The following is an 18,963-nucleotide window of genomic DNA, read 5'->3' as shown; positions in this document are numbered from 1 at the left end:
CCGACCATGCTGGTAATCCGGCCACTGCAGGAAAACGACCTCGACGATCTCTACACCATGGCGCTCAATGCAGGAAAGGGCCTGACCACCCTGCCAGCGGATCGTGAGCTGCTGCAACGCAAGATCAATCATGCCCGGGAAACCTTCAATCAGCGCTGTGCGCCGGAAGCCGGGCTATACCTGTTTGCTCTCGAGGATACCGCCACAGGCAAGGCCGTGGGCATCAGCGGGATCGAGGCCCGGGTCGGGCTGGACGAAGTGTTCTATAACTACCGGCTGAGCCTCACCGTCAACGCATCGAAAGAGCTCGGTGTGCACGTGCGCACGCCAACCCTGCAACTGTCCAACGACATGACCGACACCAGTGAGATCTGCTCGCTGTTGCTGTCGGATGACTACAAGGGCGGCGGCAACGGGCTGCTGCTGTCCCGTTGCCGGTTCATGTACCTGGACGAGTTCCGCAAGCACTTCTCCGAGAAGGTGTTTGCGGAGATGCGGGGCGTCTCAGACCGGAACGGTCAGAGCCCGCTCTGGGATGCGCTAGGGGCCAAGTTCTTCGATATGGAATTCAGCGAAGCGGACAAGCTGTCCGGGCTCGGCAACAAGTCGTTCATCGCCGAACTGATGCCCAAGTACCCCATTTACGTGCCGATGTTGCCGGACTCGGCGCGGGCGGTCATTGGCCGGGTGCACGAGAATACCGTGCCGGCGCTGAAGATGCTGCAGGCCGAGGGCTTCAACTTCAACGGTCTGGTGGACATCTTTGATGGCGGCCCGGTGGTGGAGGCGTTTGTGCACAATATCCGCACCATCCGCGAGAGCGTGAACCGCTATGTCCTGGTCACCAGCAAACCCATGAGCCTGGAGGCGCCGCCGGCGGAACGGGTGATGGTTTCAAACCGCTCGTTCCGGGACTTCCGGGTGACCACGATGCCGGCGAAGTACATCGGCCCCGAGACCGTCCGGATGCCACCGGAGGTGGCCGAGGCGTTGCAGGTGCAATCCGGGGATTCAGTGCGCCTGGCACTCTTGAAAGAAGGCGGTTTCTGGCCCATTCATTCCCATAGGGAAAGCGAAAATACTGATGAACTATCCCAGAGCAGGATCAAGAAGTACCGCAGCCATTCCTCGTGGGACTGAGGCGCGGATGACAGGAACTCCAGGACCGGGAGGTGTATGACCATGGCCAATCTGACAGGTGAAATCTTTATCGACGGACTATGGCTGACCGGCCACGGTCTGCCCTTCGAATCCATTCAACCGGTGACCGGTGAAACCGTCTGGGACGGTACCGGCGCCAACCTGGAAGACGTCGATGCCGCCGTCCGTGAAGCCCGCAATGCGTTTGTGAAATGGCAGCGCAAGAGTTTTGCCGAGCGGCAGGCCGTGGTTGAGGCGTTCCGTGACCAGTTGGAAGCGCACAAGGAGGACCTGGCGCACCAGATTGGCCTTGAGACCGGCAAGCCGTTGTGGGAATCCCGCACCGAGGTGGCCGCCATGATTGGCAAGGTGGCGATTTCCATCAAGGCTTACAACGAACGTACCGGTCACAGCGAGTCCGACGTAGCCGGCGGCCATGCCGTGTTGCGGCACCGGCCCCACGGCGTGGTGGCGGTGTTCGGCCCCTACAACTTCCCGGGGCATCTGCCTAACGGTCATATTGTGCCGGCCCTGCTGGCGGGCAATACCGTGGTGTTCAAACCCAGCGAGCTGACCCCGGGCGTGGCGGAAATGACGGTCAAATACTGGGAAAAGGCCGGGCTGCCCGATGGCGTGATCAACCTGGTGCAGGGCGCCGCGGCAACCGGCAAGTCCCTGGCCAGCCACCCCATGATTGACGGCCTGTTCTTCACCGGCAGCTCCACCGTGGGTCACCTGTTGCATCAGCAGTTCAGCGGCCAGCCCGAAAAAATCCTGGCCCTGGAAATGGGCGGCAACAACCCGCTGATCGTCCAGGATGTGGCGGATGTCGATGGCGCGGTCCACCATGCCCTCCAGTCGGCGTTCCTGTCAGCAGGGCAGCGTTGCACCTGCGCCCGCCGCCTGCTCGTGCCCAAGGGCAAGAAGGGAGACCAGTTCCTGGACCGCCTGGTGGAGGTGGCCGGCAAGATCAAGGTTGGTGAGTTCGATGCCGATCCCCAGCCCTTCATGGGCTCGGTGATCTCCGTGGAAGCGGCGGACAAGTTGCTGGCGGCCCAGGCAAGCATGCTGGAGCAGGGCGGCAAGTCGCTGCTGGAGATGAAGCAGCTGAAGCCGGAGACCGGGCTCTTGTCGCCGGGCATTGTCGACGCTACCGGCCTGGATCTGACCGATGAGGAATTCTTCGGTCCGTTGCTCACGGTCTATCGCTACAAGAGCTTCGATGAGGCGTTGGAGCTGGCCAACAATACCCGCTATGGCCTGTCAGCCGGCCTGCTGTCGGATGATCGAAAGCTCTACGACCGGCTGGTGGAAGAGATCCGGGCCGGCATCGTGAACTGGAACCGGCCGTTGACCGGTGCCAGCAGCGCCGCCCCCTTTGGCGGTGTGGGCGCCAGCGGCAACCATCGCCCGAGCGCCTACTATGCTGCCGATTACTGTGCCTGGCCTATGGCCTCCCTGGAGGCCCGCAAGAGCGAACTGCCCGAAAGCCTGGCGCCGGGCCTGACCTTTGACTGATGACTGACGGAAGCGGAAGCGAAGCATGAGCCAACACGCGGTGGAAGCAAACTTTGATGGCCTGGTGGGGCCCACGCACAACTACGCCGGGTTGTCCTGGGGCAATGTCGCCTCCAAGTCCAATGTGAGATCTGTCTCGAATCCGAAGGAAGCGGCGCTCCAGGGTCTGGCCAAGATGAAGCAGCTGGCCGACCGGGGCTACGTTCAGGGCATCCTGCCACCCCACGAGCGGCCACATCTTCCGACCCTGCGGGCGCTCGGGTTCACGGGCTCCGATGGGGACATTCTCAAGAAAGCAGCGGCTGAAGCGCCAGCACTCCTGGCGGCGGTTTCCTCGGCATCGCCCATGTGGACCGCAAACGCCGCAACGGTTTCGCCCAGTGCCGATACCGCGGATCCCCGGGTGCATTTCACCCCCGCCAACCTGAGCGCCAAGTTCCACCGGTCCATCGAGCATGCGGTGACCGGTCGCGCCCTGAAAGCCATCTTCAGCGACGAAAGCTATTTTGCCCATCACCCGGCGTTGCCGTCGGTCAGTCATTTCGGGGATGAAGGCGCGGCCAATCACACCCGGCTGTGCGGCGGTTACGGTGAGCCCGGCGTGGAACTGTTTGTTTACGGCCAGGTTGCCTTCAATGAGGAGGCCCCGGCGCCCCAAAGATACCCGGCGCGGCAGACTCTGGAAGCGTCACAGGCGATTGCCCGGTTGCATGGCCTGCGGGACCGTAACCTGGTGTTTGCCCAGCAGAACCCGGCGGCGATTGATGCCGGCGTGTTCCACAATGACGTCATCGCCGTGGGCAATGGCAACACCCTGTTCTACCACGAGATGGCGTTCCTGGAGGAGGAGCGGGTGCTGGCAGATATCCGCTCCCGTCTCTCCGGGGCAGAGCTGGAAACGGTCCGCGTCAGCAGCGACGACGTACCCCTCGAGGATGCGGTCGCCTCCTATCTGTTCAACAGTCAGCTGTTGAATACGCCCGACGGCATGCTGCTGGCAGTCCCGGGAGAGTGCCGGGAAGTTACCACGGTCAGCCGGTACCTGGACTCCCTGGTGGCCTCTGGCGGCCCGATTACCTCGGTGGAAGTGTTTGATGTCAAACAGTCCATGAGGAACGGTGGTGGTCCGGCCTGCCTGAGATTGCGGGTGGTGCTGACCGACGATGAGCTCAAGGCAATCAACCGGGGTGTGATCCTGACGGACCAGTTGTATGAGCGATTGACCACCTGGGTGGAAGCCCACTACCGGGATGAGCTGTCCGTGGAGGATCTGGGCGATCCCATGTTGCTGGAAGAGGTGCGCAAGGCGCTGGATGAGCTCACCGGCATTCTGGGGCTCGGCTCGATCTACGACTTCCAGCTTTGAGGTTGCGGGACTCAGGCACTGATCGACGAGGTCAGCATGTCCATGGTGTGCCGGATGAGGGTATCTGCGGAGAAATCGCTGGTGCCCTCGGCCATCTCCGCCTGGCACAGCAAAATCACCCCGTGCAGTGCACCGCGCAGGTAGAGCGCGGTCTCGAGGGGATCTCGAATCCGTTCCCGGCTCATGGTGCCATCGGCAAGCCCCTGCTCGATGGCGCCCACCATCAGCTCCATCAACCCGTTCTTGGAGCAGAGCATCTCGTGTGCCTGGATTTCGTCGGCATCCGCCATGGCGGTGGAAGCCTTGGTCAGGGCCGAGAAGTAGTCCGGTTCGTCCTGGTAGAACCGGTAATAGGCCTCACCCATGGCCCGGATCTGGGCCAGCCCCTTGCTCTGTGTTTTCCGCGCTTCCTCGAACCGGCTCACCAGGCTCTGGCCCGCCCGCAACATGATGCCCCGCTGAATCGCTGCCTTGTCCTTGAAGTACACGTACAGCAGGGCACGGCTCAGGCTGGCGGTGCGGGCGATGTCATCCATCGAGGTCTTGTCATACCCCTTCTCTGAAAACACCAGTTCCGCGGCGTCCAGGATGGCGTCGTAGCGGGCCTGCTTTTCGCGTTCGCGGCGGGATTTCAGTGGTTCACTCATGGGGCTTTCCCGTTGGTTCAAACAGCCAGGTCATGATACCTGAAACGCGATAAGAACCGATTATTGACAAAATGTCAAAGAATGACATTATGTCTGAAAACTGGGCGGGGCAGTCCAGGGATGCGATTGCCCCATCCGAAGACAGGGATGGAAGGATCGGTTATGAAAATGCATCGACTTGTCGCAGCGGTCGTTCCCGTTGCGCTGTTCTCATTGTTGCTGGCGGGCTGCAAGGCCGGCGAGGTGTCACCGGACGCGAAACCCACCGCTGTTTCCGTCCGTGTTGCAGAGGTATCCGGCGGACTCGAAGAGGAATTGCCCCTGCGCTTCTCCGGTATCGTTCAGGCGGCGCAGCGCGCGACCCTGACCTTCCAGGTCAGCGGTACTCTCAGGGAGCGTTCCGTTGAGCTGGGTGAAAGCGTGAAGGCCGGGGACGTGCTGGCCCGCGTCTATAATCCCGCCCTGGAACCGGCCACGGATTCGGCCCGGGCCCGGCTCGAAGAACTGGTGACCCAGTACGAACAGGCGGCGCGCGAGTGGGAGCGTTCCAGCCGCCTGCATGAGCGGGGCGTGGTCTCGGAGCAGGCACTGGAACAACTTGCCGCCCGGCGGGACAGCCTGAAAGCCAGTGTCGCGACGGCCGAGGCCTCCCTGGCGGAGGCCATGCGGTTGCTGGAGGAGAGCACCCTGAAGGCACCCTTCGCCGGCCGCATTGAAGCTCTGCTGGTGGAGAAAGACGAGTTTGTGGCTGCCGGTCAGCCGGTCATGCGGTTGTCGTCTCCCAGCGGCCGGGAAGTGGAAGTGCGGGTGCCGGCTTATCTGCTGGACCACGTCAGCCTCGGGCAAACGTTGCCGGTGTGGGCGGTCCATGACCGGAATCTGCCCGCGGTGACGGGATCGGTGGTCGAGATTGCCCAGGGCAGTGCGATCCGGGGCGAACTGCACCCGGTACTGGTCAGCCTGCCGGAAGCGTCCCTGGAGCCCGGGCAGCCGGTGGAAGTGGGTATCACCCCAACCAGCGTCCCGGCAATGACAGTGCCCCTGTTGTCGGTCCTCCGGGATCCCGGTGGTACCACTGTATTCCGGGTGCGCGATGACCGGGCCGATCGTATCCCGGTGCAGGTTCAGAGTATTGTCGGTGAACAGGTGGCCGTCCGCTCCGAAGCCCTTAAGCCGGGCGATCAGGTGGTCTATGCCGGCATGACGCGGCTGGCGGACGGCGATACCGTGGAGATCCGGCGATGACCCGCCGGCTGCTGAACGGCCAGCGACTGCTGGGCATGGTGGTGACCATGCTGTGCCTGCTCGGGATTGCCGCCTACAGCACCATGCCCCGGCAGGAGGATCCTTCCTTCCCCTACCGGGCGGGGCTGATCACGGTGAACTACCCGGGTGCCAGTGCCGAGGCAGTGGAGCGGCTGGTTCTGCAGCCCCTGGCCGATGAGTTGCGCCAGGTGGAGGAAGTGGAATTCAGCCAGGGTACGGCCCGTACCGGGGTGGCCCTGGTCAGGCTGCGGCTGGAAGATCACATTTACGATACCGATCCGGCCTGGGACCGGGTGCGGCAGGCTATGGAACGGGCCAGGCGGGATTTCCCCGATGACGTGGGGCAGATGGCCCTGGACGACCGCCTGATCGATATCCCAGCCATCGTGCTGGCTGTCGGGGGCTCGCCGTCAGTGACCGAGCTCTCCGCGGTCGCCGAGCGCTTGAAACGCAATCTGGCCGATATCCCCGGTGTATCCCGCATCGAACTGGACGGTGACGCCGACGAGCAGATTACCCTGGCCCTGGATGATGCCGCCTTGTTCCGCCTGGGCATCTCTCCCTCCCGGGTGCTCGATACCCTGGCAAGGCGGAACCAGACCATCCCTGGTGGATTTGTCGTTGTGGACGGCCGACGGTTGTCGGTCCTGCCCAACAGTGAATTCGCCGATATTGATGCCATCCGCGCCACACCGATAGAACTGCCCGATGGCTCCCAGGTGCCGCTGGCGGCTGCCGCCGACGTCTGGCGGGGCCCCGCCGAACCGCGCCAGCCTGAAACCTGGTACGACGGTGAACGGGTGGTGCTGGTTTCCCTGATCATGGAGGAGGGCACCACGGATGCTATCCGCTTTGGTGAACAGGTGCGGGAGCGGATTGAACAATTGCGACCGGATTTCGCCCCCTACGAGATCCGGGAGATGTTCTTCCAGCCGGACAAGGTGGAAGAACGGCTGGACAACCTGGCCTGGAGCCTGGTGCTGTCGGTCCTGATCATTGTCGGCGTGGTGTTCACCGGCATGGGTTTGCGCATGGGCTTGCTGGTGGCCTCCATCCTCCCGATGGTGGCGATGATCAGCATCGGCCTGTACGACCTGGGCGGCGGTGTGCTGCACCAGGTGGCGGTTATCGGCATGGTAATCTCGCTGGGAATCCTGATCGACAACGCCATCGTCATTGTGGAGAACATCCAGGGCCACCTCGACCAGGGTATGCGCAGGCTGGATGCCCTGCGCAAGGCGGTGAGTGAACTGGCCGGGCCTCTGGGTGCCTCCACCGGCACCACCCTGGCCGCATTCGCACCCTTGCTGCTATCCAAAGGTGGTGCCGCAGATTTCACCCGTGGCGTACCGGTGATGATCATGCTGACGCTATCCGTCAGCTACCTGTTGGCAATCTCGGCGGTGCCATTGCTGGCGGCCCGATTCCTGAAGCCGCGCAGAAACGTTCATCATGACCGGTTGATCGGACTGGCCCGGTTCCTGGGTGGGCTGGTGGCGAGCTACCCGAAACGATTGATTGCCGCCGGAGCGGTGCTGGTAGCGATCAGCGTTGCACTGACGCCGTTCACGGCCCAGCAGTTCTTTCCGAACGCCGACCGCCCCAGGGTGATCGTGGAACTCTACATGCCCGAAGGCACCGACCAGGCCCGCACCGCCGAGGCTGCCGCTCGGCTGGAACGGGCCATCCGGACTCAGCCCGAGGCCCTGGAGGTTCACCGTTTCGTTGGCTTTACCGGTCCGAGCTTCTACTACAACCTTCAGCGCGCCCCCCAGGCACCCAACCGGGCTCGCTTGGTCATTCGTACACCGACCCTGGCCGATACCACCGACATGGTTCGCTGGGTGCGAACCCATGCCAGTGAACAGATGCCCGAGCTGGACCTCACCGTGGGCGTGCTGGGGCAGGGGCCGCCCCGCGCGGCCCCGGTGGAAATCCGCATCTACCATGCCGACGATGCCAAGCGGACCGAAGCGGTTGAGCAGGTGTTCGCGACTTTGCGGGGCGTGCCGGGCACCGTGGATGTGCGCCATGATCTTGATATCGGCGTGCCCAGCATCGCCATCAACGTCGATGACGCCTCCGCCGCCCGCTATGGTCTGACCCGTGCCGACGTGGCCCAGAGCCTTTATGGCCAGAGCTTCGGTGTGGTCGCCGAACGCTACCGCCAGGAAGACGATCCGATTCCGCTGGTTTTGAGATCCCGGGAAGGTACCGCGTTGCCTCTGTCGCGCCTGTTGTCCGTCAACATCTACAACAGCAATGGCGACGCCGTGCCCCTGGCGGCGGTGGCTAACGTGGAAACCAGCTGGGAGCCGGCTGCCCGGTATCTTCGAGACGGTGTTCCGGTGAACACGGTCACCGCCAACCTGATCAAGGACTACAGCTTCAGCCAGGCTCTGGATGGCCTTTATGCCGGGCTTGAAAATAACCCTTTGCCCGAGGGAACCCGGATGGAAATGGGCGGCGATGCCGAAGGCTCCGGTGATGCCAACGGTGCCCTGCTCAAAGCCGCACCCATCGGCGTGCTGCTGTTGCTGTTCTTCCTGCTGTTGCAGTTCAACTCCTTCCGCAGGGTGGGCGTGATCCTGCTGACCGTACCCCTGGCCGCCGTCGGCATCTTCCCGGGCCTGGTCCTCTCCGGCTCGCCTTTCGGTTTCCAGTCCCTGTTGGGTGTCATCGCCCTGGTGGGTATCGTGGTCAACAACGCCATCGTGTTGCTGGACGTCATGGACCGGGAACTGGAAAAGGGCAGGGATATACGAGATGCCGTCCGCAGCGCCGTTGAACAACGCACCCGCCCGATCCTGCTCACCACCGCCACCACCGTCGCCGGCCTGCTGCCGCTGGCCTTCTCCAGCAGCACGCTGTGGCCGCCCATGGCCTGGGCGATTATCTCGGGGCTGCTGGCTTCAACGGTACTGACGTTGTTGGTGGTGCCGTCGGTTTGTGTGCAGGTGGTTCGGGAGAAAGTGCCGGAGCCAGAGAATGCGCCGGCTTGAGGGGACGGAGATTTGAGTTCGGGGGAGGATGAAGATGGGGTCAGAAGAAGGCTTTCTTCAGACCCCGGAGTCTGCATCAGACCCCTGGGGTTGGTTTGGCTCTGGGGATTGATTGAACTTGGGGTCAGAAGAAGGCTTTCTTCAGACCCCTGGGGTGGCCAGGCCCTTTGGGTGGGGGCTGGCGCCAGGTTAGGTCGGGGTCTGATGAACGCTTTCATCTGACCCCATGTTCACGTTCCCGCTTTGCTCGCCCTGGCCCGGATCATCAGGCCAACCCGCTGACCCACCGGCACGTCCCGGTTGGGGAACACAATCGCCTCCGGCACCTCGCCCACCCGATAGCAGGTCTTATCGTCCTCCCAAATCACCGTACCGGGATCATATTCGGTGAAATTGGCGACGTCATCGGGGATATGGAATCGGAAATTCTCGCACGTGTTCAGGATCTCATGGACAACCTCGAAAATGGTGAGGCGTTCAGAATCTTTGGACTGCGCAGGCGCAGGCTCTCCCCTGAACCGCCGCCGCAGCGCATCCCGGATACCGGCAAATCGGCCCAGATCGTTCTGCCCGAACGGTCGCACCTTTCCAAGCTCCACCGTAAAACTCTCCGCGCCCAGATCCGAGGAAGTGAACGACGAAAACGTGGTGCCGGCTTTGTGCTGCAAAAGCAGCGTCTCCACCTCCGCCTCCAGCAAAAACCGACATTGCTCGACAGGAACCTCGCGCCCCTCAACAAACGGATACAGCGCAAACTTCTCCCGAAGGGAAGGGCGAATCGCGGTATGCAGATCGTAATGACTCAACGCCAGCCCCGAATGCTTCCGTGCAAACTCCCGGCACAATTGCTCAAGCTCCGAAGCACGGGCGGCCTCAGGCAGCCCCCGGTACTCGTCCCGGCCATGGGCCCCGGCGAATAACCGGTTCATGTTGACGTCAATGAACCGCTCGCCGGCAACCATGGCGGCGGGATTTCCCAGAATCAGCAGCAGCGGACAAGTGAGCGTCCACTCACCGGCCAGGAGTTCGTTTACGAGCTGATTCAACACCTCAATCGGCGCCGTCTCGTTGCCGTGTACTCCGGCAGAGACGATCAGGGCTTCATGGTTGGGGTTGGAGTGGGTGGCCGCCGGAGCAAGCTCAAGGACTCCGACGGATGGCCTAATAATGTCGGTTCCGTCCGGAAGTCGGGTCAAAGCTGGGGTCAATTCGGATGAGGCGTTAGCGAGTGTATGCCCAAGCCAATCGGGATCAGGGGCAAAAAGTGTATCCAAAGCATCCATAGTTGAATCCCCGAAGACTGTTTGGGGTCAGCCGGGGTTTTGCTTCCCGGGAATGTTGAAGGCCAAGGATGGCCTGAAACAAGCGCACATGGACGTGCTCGTAGCGGTTCCCGGGAAGCAAAACCCCGGCTGGCCTTCCTCCAATAGTCGGGCATCAAAAGGCTCAAGATCCAACAGGCCTCTGATGCCGCAAAAGATGATTCTCAAGCTTGCGGAAAGCAAACACCAGAATAAACGTCAGCACCATATAAAGCAGCGCCACAAAAATAAACGCATCAAACGGCGCGTAAAACCGCGAGTAAATATTCCGGGCGGCACCCGTTAGATCCACAATGGTCACCACACTCGCAATCGCACTCGAATGCAGCATGAAAATCACCTCATTCGAATACGCCTGCACCGCCCGCCGAGCCGCACTCGGCAACACAATGCGCCGCATCCGCATCCACCAGTTCATGCCATAGGCCTTGGCCGCCTCAATCTCCCCATGCGGAGTCGACACAATCGCTCCCCGGATAATCTCCGTGGTATAGGCACAGGTATTCAGGGCAAACGCCAGCAGGGCAGGGTAGAACGGCTCCCGGAAAATCTCCCACCAGAAGGTCTCCTGGATGCCGGGAATCTGGGCAATACCGTAGTAGATAATATAAAGCTGGATCAGCAGCGGAGTGCCGCGAAACAGGTAGGTGTACAGCCATACCGGCCCGGACACCAGCGGGTTCCTGGAGGTGCGCAGAATCGCCAGCGGAACCGCGAACACCAGGCCGATCACCAACGACAGGAATACCAGCTGCACCGTATTCACCATGCCATCCCAGTATTCCATGAGGGTCATGGCGGTAAAAATGTCATTCTGGTCCAGCCACTGGGTAATAAAATCGGGCATGCCTTAACCCCCCTGAACCACGCCGACATTGGCCCGTTTGTTGAGCCATTTGATAAAGAGCTCGGAGCCCGCTGTCAGAATCAGGTAAACCGCCGCCACCGGAATGAAGAAATGGAACGGCATGCGCTCTGCCTTGGCGGCTTCCTCGGCAACCCGGACCATATCGGTCAGGCCGATGATGGACACCAGAGCGGTGGTTTTCAGCAGTACCTGCCAGTTGTTACCAATGCCCGGCAGGGCATGGCGCAGCATCTGCGGAAACATGATTCGCCGGAACGTATGCCAGCGCGTGAACCCATAGGCCCTTGCCGCTTCGATCTGGCCCGTTTCCACAGCCAGAAAGGCGCCCCGGAAGGTCTCCGTCATATAGGCACCGAAAATCAGCCCGATCGTGACCACCCCGGAAATGAATGGATCGAACTGGAAGAAAAAATCGATTTCGTACGCGTCCCAGAGATAATCCGAGAGGATGTTTACGCCTACCTGACCGCCATAATAGAACAGCAACATCATCACCAGGTCAGGGACGCCCCGAATCACGGTGGTGTAGAAGGTTGCGATACCTCTCACGAGGCGGTTGCCGGACAGTTTCGAGGAGGCGCCGATGAGGCCCAGAGTGAGAGCCAGGACCAGGGAGAGGAACGCCAGTTCAATGGTGACCACTGCTCCGTCAAGCAGTTCCGGGCCATAGCCTTTCAGGTCGAGCATTGGGAAATCCGGTAGAGCGGGGCGGCCACAGGGCCGCCCCGGGGCAGTTTAGATCTTGATGTCGTAGTTGAAGTATTTCTTCATGATGGCGTCGTAGGTGCCATCATTCTTGAGTTTCTTCAGGGCTGCGTTCACCTTGTTGGCCAGATCCTTGTCACGCTTGCGCATGGCAACAGCCACGCCCTGGCCAAGTTTGACCGGCTCGCCCACTTCCTTGAAGCCTTCCTGGGAAAGAATGGTCTGCTCGCCTACCGGGTAGTCGACAAACACCACATCCAGGCGCTGGCCTTCCAGGTCCAGGACCATGTCTTCAGCGGTGGTATAACGCTTGATGGTGGCGATGCCGCCGAATTCCTCGGTAGCGTAGGTGTCCATGGTGGTGCCACGCTGCACACCGATGGTCTTGCCTTCCATCTCTTCCTTGCTGGTGACGTCAGCGGAGAAGCCGTCGCGGGCGAACCAGCCACCCGGAGTGATGTAGTACGGGTCAGAGAACAGAACGCGCTCGGCCCGCTCTTCGGTAATGGACATGGACGAGAAGATGGCGTCGTACTTGCGAGCCAGCAGGCCCGGAATCATGCCATCCCACGCCTGGATGACGAATTCGCATTCGGCCTTGAGTTCCTCGCACATGGCTTCGGCCAGCTCGACCTCGAAACCGGTCAGCTCGCCGTTTTCATCGCGGTACTCGAACGGCTCGTAGGGCACGTCGAAGGCGAGGCGGATCTCTTTCCAGTCCTTGGCCTGGACGGTGCCGGCGGCCAAGGCCAGCACACAACTTGCTGCAACGATCAGTTTTTTCATGTGTCACTTCTCCAGTTTTATGCCTTGTGGGCTATTTTTAGGTATTTTTATTCCGACACAGGTCAAGATAGCACTCAGTGTCAGAAGTTGGGAGCCAGGAACTGTTTCATGCGCTCCGAGTCAGGGTTATCGAACACTTTTTGAGGCGATCCCTGTTCCTCGATCACGCCCTGATGCAAAAACAGGACCTGAGTTGACACATCCTTTGCAAACGCCATCTCGTGGGTAACCACGATCATGGTGCGGCCTTCCTCGGCCAGGCCTTGCATGACCCTCAGCACCTCGCCCACGAGTTCCGGGTCGAGTGCCGATGTGGGCTCGTCAAACAGCATCACTTCCGGTTCCATGGCGAGTGCCCGGGCGATGGCAGCCCGTTGCTGCTGGCCTCCGGACATCTGGGCCGGGTAGTAATCCTTGCGTTCGTAGATACCGACTTTGTGGAGATAGGCCTCGGCGCGCTCGATGGCTTCCTTTTTGGGGACCTTGAGCACGTTTACCGGCGCTTCAATGATGTTTTCCAGCACCGTCATGTGAGACCAGAGATTGAAGCTCTGGAAGACCATGGAAAGCTTGGAACGGATCTGCTCAACCTGTTTGTTATCGGCCGGAATCCGTTCACCCTTGCGGTTTGTGGTGAACCGGATTGGGTCACCGTGCACGATAATGTCGCCGGAGGTGGGGGTCTCAAGCAGATTGATGCAGCGCAGGAAGGTACTCTTGCCGGACCCGGAACTGCCAATCAGGGACACCACATCGCCTTTGCGGGTCTCCAGTGACACTCCCTTGAGTACTTCAAGCTTGCCAAAGGTCTTGTGAATGTCCCTGCAGATCAAGGGAGCTTGGTCCGCCATGGGTGACTCCTGAGATTTAGTTCAAAGGCGCATGTTTTACGGACTGTGACGGCCGAAATCAATACCTGATTGATCAGGATTGCGACCGTTCGGCATCAGTTGGGCGCGGATCACCTTGCTTCCCTGCTGTTCCATATCTTTCAGCGCGTCGCTGACAAAACGTACGTGGGCGGTTGCTACCTTCTGGGCTGCCGCCGGTTTGCAGTTCATGATGGCATCATAGAGTTGTCGGTGCTGCCTCACGATGGTCTTGCGCATCTCCTCCCGGGGATTCAGGTTGGCAACTGCCGCATGGACGGTCAACAGCATCATGCTTTTCAGGCCGCTTAATAGGTGCACCAACACCGGGTTGTGCGAGGCTTCCACGATGGCCTGATGGAAACCGTGGTCCGGCTTGGCGTTGCTCAGCGGGTCGGTGTCTTCCAGTGCACGGAAAGCCTTGGTAATCCGGTGCCGGTCGAGACTGGTGGCACGTTGGGCTGCCAGGAACGCCGCCTGTCCCTCAAGCTGTTCCCGGACTTCCAGCAAGTCATAGAGAGTGCGCGGGTGCCCTTCGTAAAGTTGCATCAGAGGGCTTTGTTCTTCGAACTCGCCGGTTTCCGGGACCAGGCTTGCAACAAAGGAACCCTTGCCGTGCCGGGTTTCGATCACGCCCCGGCCCTGCAGTTCGTGCAGGGCTTCGCGGATGATCGCTCGCGACACGCGCAGGCGCGCTGCGAGCTGCCGTTCGGATGGAATCTTTTGGCCCGGAGCCAGCCCGCCATCGAGGATGAGGCGCTCCAGCCGATACGAAATTTCCTGAGAAATAGCCATGGGATTGCCTGTGTGAATCGTGGTCTGACCAGTGAGTCTTGTAATTGTCCGTGATTGGTCCGTCAACCAATGTGCTCCCAAGCCCCTAAAATATGGCTTATCGAGCGGAATTCGTCCATTTACCATACAGGAAAAACTGGTCTGACCAGTAGTTTCCCGACTGGACTAAATGCGATTTGGCTACGAATATCTTTGTAATGTCGGCCTGCGCGCCGGCGTTAGACCTGACGCTGACTAAAAAAACAATGCTAACGGAGACGTCTCGATGACCTCGAACAAGCACATCCGTAATAACTGTGACACCGGTGAGACCCCACCTCGCCGCAATTTCCTCAAGACCGCCGCTGTCGGTGCCGCCTTTGCCGGTGCGATGATGATGGGTGCCGGACAGGCCCACGCCGCCACCACCTGGAAGATCCAGTCCGTCTGGGATGCCGGTACCGTGGGTTATGACCTGTTCGAAGAGTGGTGCAACAGCATCGAAGAAAAGTCCAATGGTGAACTGATCTTCAAGTGTTTCCCTGCCAAGGCGGTTGCCGCCGACAACAACGCCCTGTTCGACTCTGTTCGTAATGGCGTTCTTCAGGGCATGAACCCGTTCACCCTGTACTGGTCCGGCAAGATTCCCGCTTCGGTTTTCCTGTCGTCCTATCCAGGCGGCCCCGATCAGCCGCACCAGTGGGACACCATGTTCTACTCAATGGGCATGCTGGAAAAGACCCGGGAAATCTACAAGAAGTTCGGGTTGTTCTATGTGGGGCCGATCCAGCACGACGCAAATATCATTCACTCCAAGACTCCGGTAAACAGTCTGGAAGACCTCAAGGGCCTGAAGCTCCGGGTTCCCGGTGGTATGGTCTCTGAAGTGTTTCAGGCGTTCGGTGCTTCTACCGTGAGCCTGCCGGGTTCTGACATCTTCCCGGCCCTGGAAAAGGGCACCATCGACGCAGCCGATTACGTGGGCCCGGCGGTGAACTGGGAACTGGGCTTCTCCCAGGTGACCGACTACATCATCTTCGGACCTCCCGGCGTAATGTCTATTTACCAGCCGGTGGATCTGATGGATCTGACCGTCAACATGCGTGCCTGGAATGCCCTGGATCCGAAGCTTCAGCAATTGGTTGAGGATGAAGTGCGCATCTATTCCCAGAAGCACTATCTGACGATCCAGAAGCGCAACGTTGAGGCTATGAAGAAGTTCAAGGAAGCGGGTGACACCGTGACCCGACTGAGCCAGGAGGATATGAAAGAGTGGCGTCGCAGAGCCATTCCGATCTGGTACAAGTGGGCGAACAAGGACGAGGATGCCCGTGCCATCTTTGACATGCAAATCGAGTACATGATGAACGATACCGTTGGGTATATCGATGAGTCTGATCTTGAAGGTGTACCGGGCCGGTAATACCTTCCTGAACCAATAAAAAAAGAAACAGGGGGAAGGACAGGGACGGCTCCGCTGGAGACGTTCCGCCTTCCCCGTTTTGTGGCTGAGGATGCAACAACATGTCTGATCTTGAAGGTTTCGGATTCGTACTGCCGCACTGGTTCTACTGGGGCTGGCTTGCGGTCATGCCGCTGATCATGATGGCCTGGGACAAGTGGAGTAGTGGCCATGGAGGCGAGACTGCCGAACCGGAATTGACACCGGGCGAGCTTCAGGCGGAAGAGGAAGATCCGCTGATCTATCTGGAGTTTGAGGGAAACTGGTTTACCAGGGTGGTTGACTGGATCTGCGACAAATCCGGTCTGTTCGTGTCTTTCTGGACGGTAAATGCCGTCGTGTTCTATTTCTTTGAAGTGGTCATGCGCTACATCTTCAACATGCCGACCATCTGGGTGCACGAATCCAGCTTCCTGTTGCTGGGAATGCAGTACCTGCTGGCCGGAGCGTTCGCGATGCTTCATGGCGCGCACGTACGGGTTGACGTGATGTACAATCTGCTGCCGGTACGGGGCAGGGTCGGCATGGATATCTTCACCTCCATGTTCTTCTTCATGTTCGCCCTGGTACTGCTGATTACCTCCTGGACCTTCTTCCAGAACTCATACTCCATGAATGAAACCACGGTCGAGACCTGGGGCATTCAGTACTGGCCGGTGAAAGGCATGATGGTACTGGGTTCATTCCTTCTCTTACTCTCAGGCATATCCAAACTGATCAAGGATATCGTCCTGTTTGTCCGTCTTGGCCGGGAGCGCACCGCATGAGCACAAATACAACAACCGCGCCGGGCAGCAACCTTGTCGGTAAGCTGAGCACCTGGCTGATGATTGCCGCCACTGTGGCGCTGGCATTCGTCATTTGTGTTGAGATGATCAACATTCTTTTCTACGACCCGTTCAGTGATGAGAAATTCCTGTTCAAGCTGTCGGGCAGTCTTTCCGACGTCAAGATCGGGCCCCTGACCTATCTGATGTTTGGTTCCCTCGCCGTGGCCCTGATGATGGGGTTGCCGCTGGCGTTTGTGACCGGTGGTCTGGGGGTCATGTTCATCTATCTTGTGGGTGACTCGCTGATGTTGAACATCGTGCCGAGCCGCATCTTCCCGATGATGACCAATTCCGACCTGGCCGCGATACCGCTGTTCATCTTCATGGCCTCGATGCTCGAGCGCGCGGGCCTGATCGAGGAAATGTTCAGTGTGGTCTACAAGTGGATGGGCGGCCTGAGCGGCGGTCTGGCGACGGCAACCATCCTGGCTTCGACCATCCTGGCGGCCATGGTGGGCGTTATCGGGGCCGCGGTGGTCACCATGGGCATTATCGCCCTGCCGGCGATGCTCAAACGTGGCTATGACCACAAGATCGCCCTCGGCTCGATCATGGCCGGTGGTACCCTCGGGATCCTGATCCCGCCGTCGATCCTCGCCATCCTTTACGCCGTTGTGGCGCAGCAATCCGTGGGCGAACTGTATCTGGGCTCTGTGGTTCCGGGGCTCCTGCTGTCTTCACTCTACATTGCCTATGTGCTGATCCGTAGCTGGATCAACCCCAAGCTGGGTCCGCCCGTCCCGATGGAAGAGCGAATTTCCCTGGTGGAAAAGCTGGTGCTGCTGAAAAACCTGATAGCACCGCTCATTCTGGTCTTCCTGGTGTTGGGTCTGCTGTTCGGTGGTATCGCAACACCCGTTGAAGCGGCTGGTATCGGTTCCTTCGGCGCGATCATCGTGGCCATGATGCACGGCAAGTTCTCCATCGGCGGGCTGCGTGAGGCCTCCGTGACCACCGCCAAGGCTTCCGCCATGGTGTTGTGGATCATGTTCGGTGCCTCTGTCTTTGTTGGCTTCTACATCCTGCAGGGTGGTCAGGAGTTTGTGACCAACGCCATCCTCGGCACTGGTCTGTCGGCCTACGGCATCCTGTTCCTGCTGATGGTGCTGCTGGTCGTTCTCGGCATGTTCCTGGATTGGGTGGGCATCCTGCTGCTGGCAGTTCCGATTTTCATCCCGATCGTGGAAGCGCTGGAATTCCCGGGTCTGCTCGGGTTCCCGCCGGTATCCGGTGAGGATGTCGTACTCTGGTTCGGTGTTCTGTACCTGGTGAACATGCAGATGTCGTTCCTCAGTCCGCCGTTCGGCTACGCGCTGTTCTACATCCGCGGCGTATGCCCGCCGGAAATCTCCATGGGCACGATCTTCAAGTCGTCCCTGGTGTTCCTGGCCATCCAGGCATTCGGACTGTTCATGTGTATTCTCATCCCCGGCATTGTCACCTGGCTGCCAGGGCTGGTTTACGGTTAATCAATTCAAGGAGTAAAACGATATGTTGACGATCAATCGGCTGGATATTGCCGACGCACGGATCCTGATTGAAGGCGCGGCTGAAAAGGCCCGCGAGATCGGTGTTCCCATGTGCATCGCGGTGGTTGACGAGTCTGGTAACCTGATTGCGTTCGACCGCATGGACGGCGGCAAGATCACCAGTGTGACCATTGCCCAGGACAAGGCGTTCACCGCAGCAGCGGCCAAGAAAGCAACCCACGACTACAACAAGGTGAACACGCCGGGTAGTCTGGCCTTCGGTATCCACACGGAAGTCGGCGGGCGCATCAGCTCCGTCGGCGGTGGCCTGCCGGTGATCGTCAACGGTGAGGTAGTCGGTGGTATCGGCCTCAGCTCGGGGACGCCGCAGCAGGACATGGACTGCGCCCAGGCCGGTATCGATTATTTCGAAACCAAACGCAAGTAAGCGCTGTCACACCTGAACGGGCGGGCAATCAGGCCCGTCCACGTTATCCGCGCTCGCGCGGATTCGACGATATCCAGAATCAGAGAATGTTATGAATACCAAGCCGAAAGCCAGCAAAGCGCAGCTGGCGGAGCAGTTCCGGTCGTTCATTGATCCGGAATACGTCATCACTGATGACGAAACCCTGAAACCGTACGAGTGCGACGGGCTCGCGATGTACCGTGAGATGCCCATGCTCGTGGTGCTACCGGAGACCGTGGAGCAGGTACAACGCGTAATGCGTATCTGCCACGAAAATGACGTACCGGTGGTTGCCCGCGGTGCCGGAACCGGCCTGTGCGCCGGTGCCATGCCGCACAAGGAAGGGGTCGTGCTCTCGCTGGCCAAGTTCAACCGGATTATCAAGATCGATCCTCTCGGTCGAACGGCGAGGCTGCAGCCGGGTGTCCGTAACCTTGCCATCAGTGAAGAGGCCGCCCAGTACGGCCTTT

The 18,963-nt window shown here is 60.0% G+C and carries 17 protein-coding genes; 10 read left to right on the top strand and 7 right to left on the bottom strand.

From position 1 onward, the window contains the following. The first annotated feature begins 6 nt into the window (after nt 1-6). From astA to astB, 3 genes are read left to right on the top strand one after another with little or no spacing between them, the layout of a single operon-like run. Nucleotides 7-1,140 carry an arginine N-succinyltransferase gene (astA, locus tag ACESMW_RS13025; protein ID WP_372987452.1) on the top strand — a complete coding sequence of 378 codons (1,134 nt, stop codon included), beginning with the start codon at nt 7-9 and terminating at the stop codon, nt 1,138-1,140. A 42-nt stretch (nt 1,141-1,182) separates the two neighbouring features. Continuing rightward, nucleotides 1,183-2,658, top strand: coding sequence for a succinylglutamate-semialdehyde dehydrogenase (gene astD, locus ACESMW_RS13020; protein ID WP_372987451.1), 1,476 nt, complete (start codon nt 1,183-1,185; stop codon nt 2,656-2,658). A 25-nt stretch (nt 2,659-2,683) separates the two neighbouring features. Continuing rightward, entirely contained in the window at nt 2,684-4,024 is a 1,341-nt protein-coding gene (astB, locus tag ACESMW_RS13015) for an N-succinylarginine dihydrolase (protein ID WP_372987450.1), read from the top strand. An 11-nt stretch (nt 4,025-4,035) separates the two neighbouring features. Here the strand turns inward: astB and ACESMW_RS13010 are convergent, their stop codons facing one another. Continuing rightward, a complete protein-coding gene (locus ACESMW_RS13010) occupies nt 4,036-4,671 on the bottom strand; it encodes a TetR/AcrR family transcriptional regulator (protein ID WP_372987449.1) in 636 nt (211 codons plus the stop codon). 162 nt (nt 4,672-4,833) lie between these two features. Between ACESMW_RS13010 and ACESMW_RS13005 the strand changes: the two genes are divergently transcribed. Together ACESMW_RS13005 and ACESMW_RS13000 are read left to right on the top strand one after the other, a co-directional pair. Continuing rightward, nucleotides 4,834-5,916 (top strand): efflux RND transporter periplasmic adaptor subunit, encoded by a 1,083-nt coding sequence (locus ACESMW_RS13005; protein ID WP_372987448.1) that lies wholly within the window; start codon nt 4,834-4,836, stop codon nt 5,914-5,916. Next, a complete protein-coding gene (locus ACESMW_RS13000) occupies nt 5,913-8,939 on the top strand; it encodes an efflux RND transporter permease subunit (RefSeq protein ID WP_372987447.1) in 3,027 nt (1,008 codons plus the stop codon). The genes ACESMW_RS13005 and ACESMW_RS13000 overlap by 4 nt, the downstream gene beginning before the upstream one ends. 230 nt (nt 8,940-9,169) lie before the next feature. Here ACESMW_RS13000 and astE read toward each other — a convergent pair whose 3' ends face one another. The 6 genes from astE to ACESMW_RS12970 all read right to left on the bottom strand — a co-directional run bounded on the left by astE (nt 9,170) and on the right by ACESMW_RS12970 (nt 14,284). Beyond that, entirely contained in the window at nt 9,170-10,222 is a 1,053-nt protein-coding gene (gene astE, locus ACESMW_RS12995) for a succinylglutamate desuccinylase (protein ID WP_372987446.1), read from the bottom strand. Between the two features lie 163 nt (nt 10,223-10,385). Next, nucleotides 10,386-11,108 carry an ABC transporter permease gene (locus ACESMW_RS12990; RefSeq protein WP_372987445.1) on the bottom strand — a complete coding sequence of 241 codons (723 nt, stop codon included), beginning with the start codon at nt 11,106-11,108 and terminating at the stop codon, nt 10,386-10,388. 3 nt (nt 11,109-11,111) lie between these two features. Beyond that, nucleotides 11,112-11,816 (bottom strand): ABC transporter permease, encoded by a 705-nt coding sequence (locus ACESMW_RS12985; RefSeq protein WP_372987444.1) that lies wholly within the window; start codon nt 11,814-11,816, stop codon nt 11,112-11,114. Between the two features lie 48 nt (nt 11,817-11,864). Next, nucleotides 11,865-12,620: a transporter substrate-binding domain-containing protein gene (locus ACESMW_RS12980; RefSeq protein WP_372987443.1), complete on the bottom strand. Its 756-nt coding sequence runs from the start codon at nt 12,618-12,620 to the stop codon at nt 11,865-11,867. Nucleotides 12,621-12,700: 80 nt separating this feature from the next. Beyond that, nucleotides 12,701-13,471 (bottom strand): ABC transporter ATP-binding protein, encoded by a 771-nt coding sequence (locus tag ACESMW_RS12975; RefSeq protein ID WP_372987442.1) that lies wholly within the window; start codon nt 13,469-13,471, stop codon nt 12,701-12,703. A gap of 36 nt (nt 13,472-13,507) precedes the next feature. Further along, on the bottom strand, nt 13,508-14,284 hold the full coding sequence (locus ACESMW_RS12970) for an FCD domain-containing protein (protein WP_113861499.1): 777 nt from the start codon (nt 14,282-14,284) through the stop codon (nt 13,508-13,510). Between the two features lie 265 nt (nt 14,285-14,549). Between ACESMW_RS12970 and dctP the strand changes: the two genes are divergently transcribed. The 5 genes from dctP to ACESMW_RS12945 all read left to right on the top strand — a co-directional run. Continuing rightward, nucleotides 14,550-15,686, top strand: a complete 1,137-nt coding sequence (gene dctP / locus ACESMW_RS12965) for a TRAP transporter substrate-binding protein DctP (protein ID WP_372987441.1) — start codon at nt 14,550-14,552, stop codon at nt 15,684-15,686. A gap of 101 nt (nt 15,687-15,787) precedes the next feature. After that, on the top strand, nt 15,788-16,492 hold the full coding sequence (locus tag ACESMW_RS12960; protein ID WP_372987440.1) for a TRAP transporter small permease subunit: 705 nt from the start codon (nt 15,788-15,790) through the stop codon (nt 16,490-16,492). Beyond that, nucleotides 16,489-18,024: a TRAP transporter large permease subunit gene (locus tag ACESMW_RS12955; RefSeq protein ID WP_372987439.1), complete on the top strand. Its 1,536-nt coding sequence runs from the start codon at nt 16,489-16,491 to the stop codon at nt 18,022-18,024. The genes ACESMW_RS12960 and ACESMW_RS12955 overlap by 4 nt, the downstream gene beginning before the upstream one ends. Nucleotides 18,025-18,046: 22 nt before the next feature. Beyond that, complete coding sequence (locus tag ACESMW_RS12950; protein WP_372987438.1) at nt 18,047-18,472, top strand: GlcG/HbpS family heme-binding protein; 426 nt, start codon at nt 18,047-18,049, stop codon at nt 18,470-18,472. Between the two features lie 91 nt (nt 18,473-18,563). Next, nucleotides 18,564-18,963: FAD-binding protein (locus ACESMW_RS12945; RefSeq protein ID WP_372987437.1), on the top strand; the 400-nt coding region annotated here is incomplete at its 3' end.

It is taken from the genome of Marinobacter sp. (assembly GCF_041690455.1).
In the GTDB taxonomy this organism is placed as follows: domain Bacteria; phylum Pseudomonadota; class Gammaproteobacteria; order Pseudomonadales; family Oleiphilaceae; genus Marinobacter.
Note: the sequence above shows the minus strand (reverse complement) of the source record. Positions and strands in the feature narration are given on the sequence as shown.

Bases quoted from the DNA above. Each gene is read 5' to 3' on its own strand.
- ACESMW_RS13005 (WP_372987448.1), top strand. From the start codon at position 4,834: ATGAAAATGCATCGACTTGTCGCAGCGGTCGTTCCCGTTGCGCTGTTC.
- ACESMW_RS12955 (WP_372987439.1), top strand. From the start codon at position 16,489: ATGAGCACAAATACAACAACCGCGCCGGGCAGCAACCTTGTCGGTAAG.
- ACESMW_RS12985 (WP_372987444.1), bottom strand. From the start codon at position 11,816: ATGCTCGACCTGAAAGGCTATGGCCCGGAACTGCTTGACGGAGCAGTG.
- ACESMW_RS12990 (WP_372987445.1), bottom strand. From the start codon at position 11,108: ATGCCCGATTTTATTACCCAGTGGCTGGACCAGAATGACATTTTTACC.
- ACESMW_RS12980 (WP_372987443.1), bottom strand. From the start codon at position 12,620: ATGAAAAAACTGATCGTTGCAGCAAGTTGTGTGCTGGCCTTGGCCGCC.
- astB (WP_372987450.1), top strand. From the start codon at position 2,684: ATGAGCCAACACGCGGTGGAAGCAAACTTTGATGGCCTGGTGGGGCCC.
- ACESMW_RS12950 (WP_372987438.1), top strand. From the start codon at position 18,047: ATGTTGACGATCAATCGGCTGGATATTGCCGACGCACGGATCCTGATT.
- ACESMW_RS12960 (WP_372987440.1), top strand. From the start codon at position 15,788: ATGTCTGATCTTGAAGGTTTCGGATTCGTACTGCCGCACTGGTTCTAC.
- astD (WP_372987451.1), top strand. From the start codon at position 1,183: ATGGCCAATCTGACAGGTGAAATCTTTATCGACGGACTATGGCTGACC.
- ACESMW_RS13010 (WP_372987449.1), bottom strand. From the start codon at position 4,671: ATGAGTGAACCACTGAAATCCCGCCGCGAACGCGAAAAGCAGGCCCGC.
- astE (WP_372987446.1), bottom strand. From the start codon at position 10,222: ATGGATGCTTTGGATACACTTTTTGCCCCTGATCCCGATTGGCTTGGG.
- astA (WP_372987452.1), top strand. From the start codon at position 7: ATGCTGGTAATCCGGCCACTGCAGGAAAACGACCTCGACGATCTCTAC.
- ACESMW_RS12970 (WP_113861499.1), bottom strand. From the start codon at position 14,284: ATGGCTATTTCTCAGGAAATTTCGTATCGGCTGGAGCGCCTCATCCTC.
- ACESMW_RS12975 (WP_372987442.1), bottom strand. From the start codon at position 13,471: ATGGCGGACCAAGCTCCCTTGATCTGCAGGGACATTCACAAGACCTTT.
- dctP (WP_372987441.1), top strand. From the start codon at position 14,550: ATGACCTCGAACAAGCACATCCGTAATAACTGTGACACCGGTGAGACC.
- ACESMW_RS13000 (WP_372987447.1), top strand. From the start codon at position 5,913: ATGACCCGCCGGCTGCTGAACGGCCAGCGACTGCTGGGCATGGTGGTG.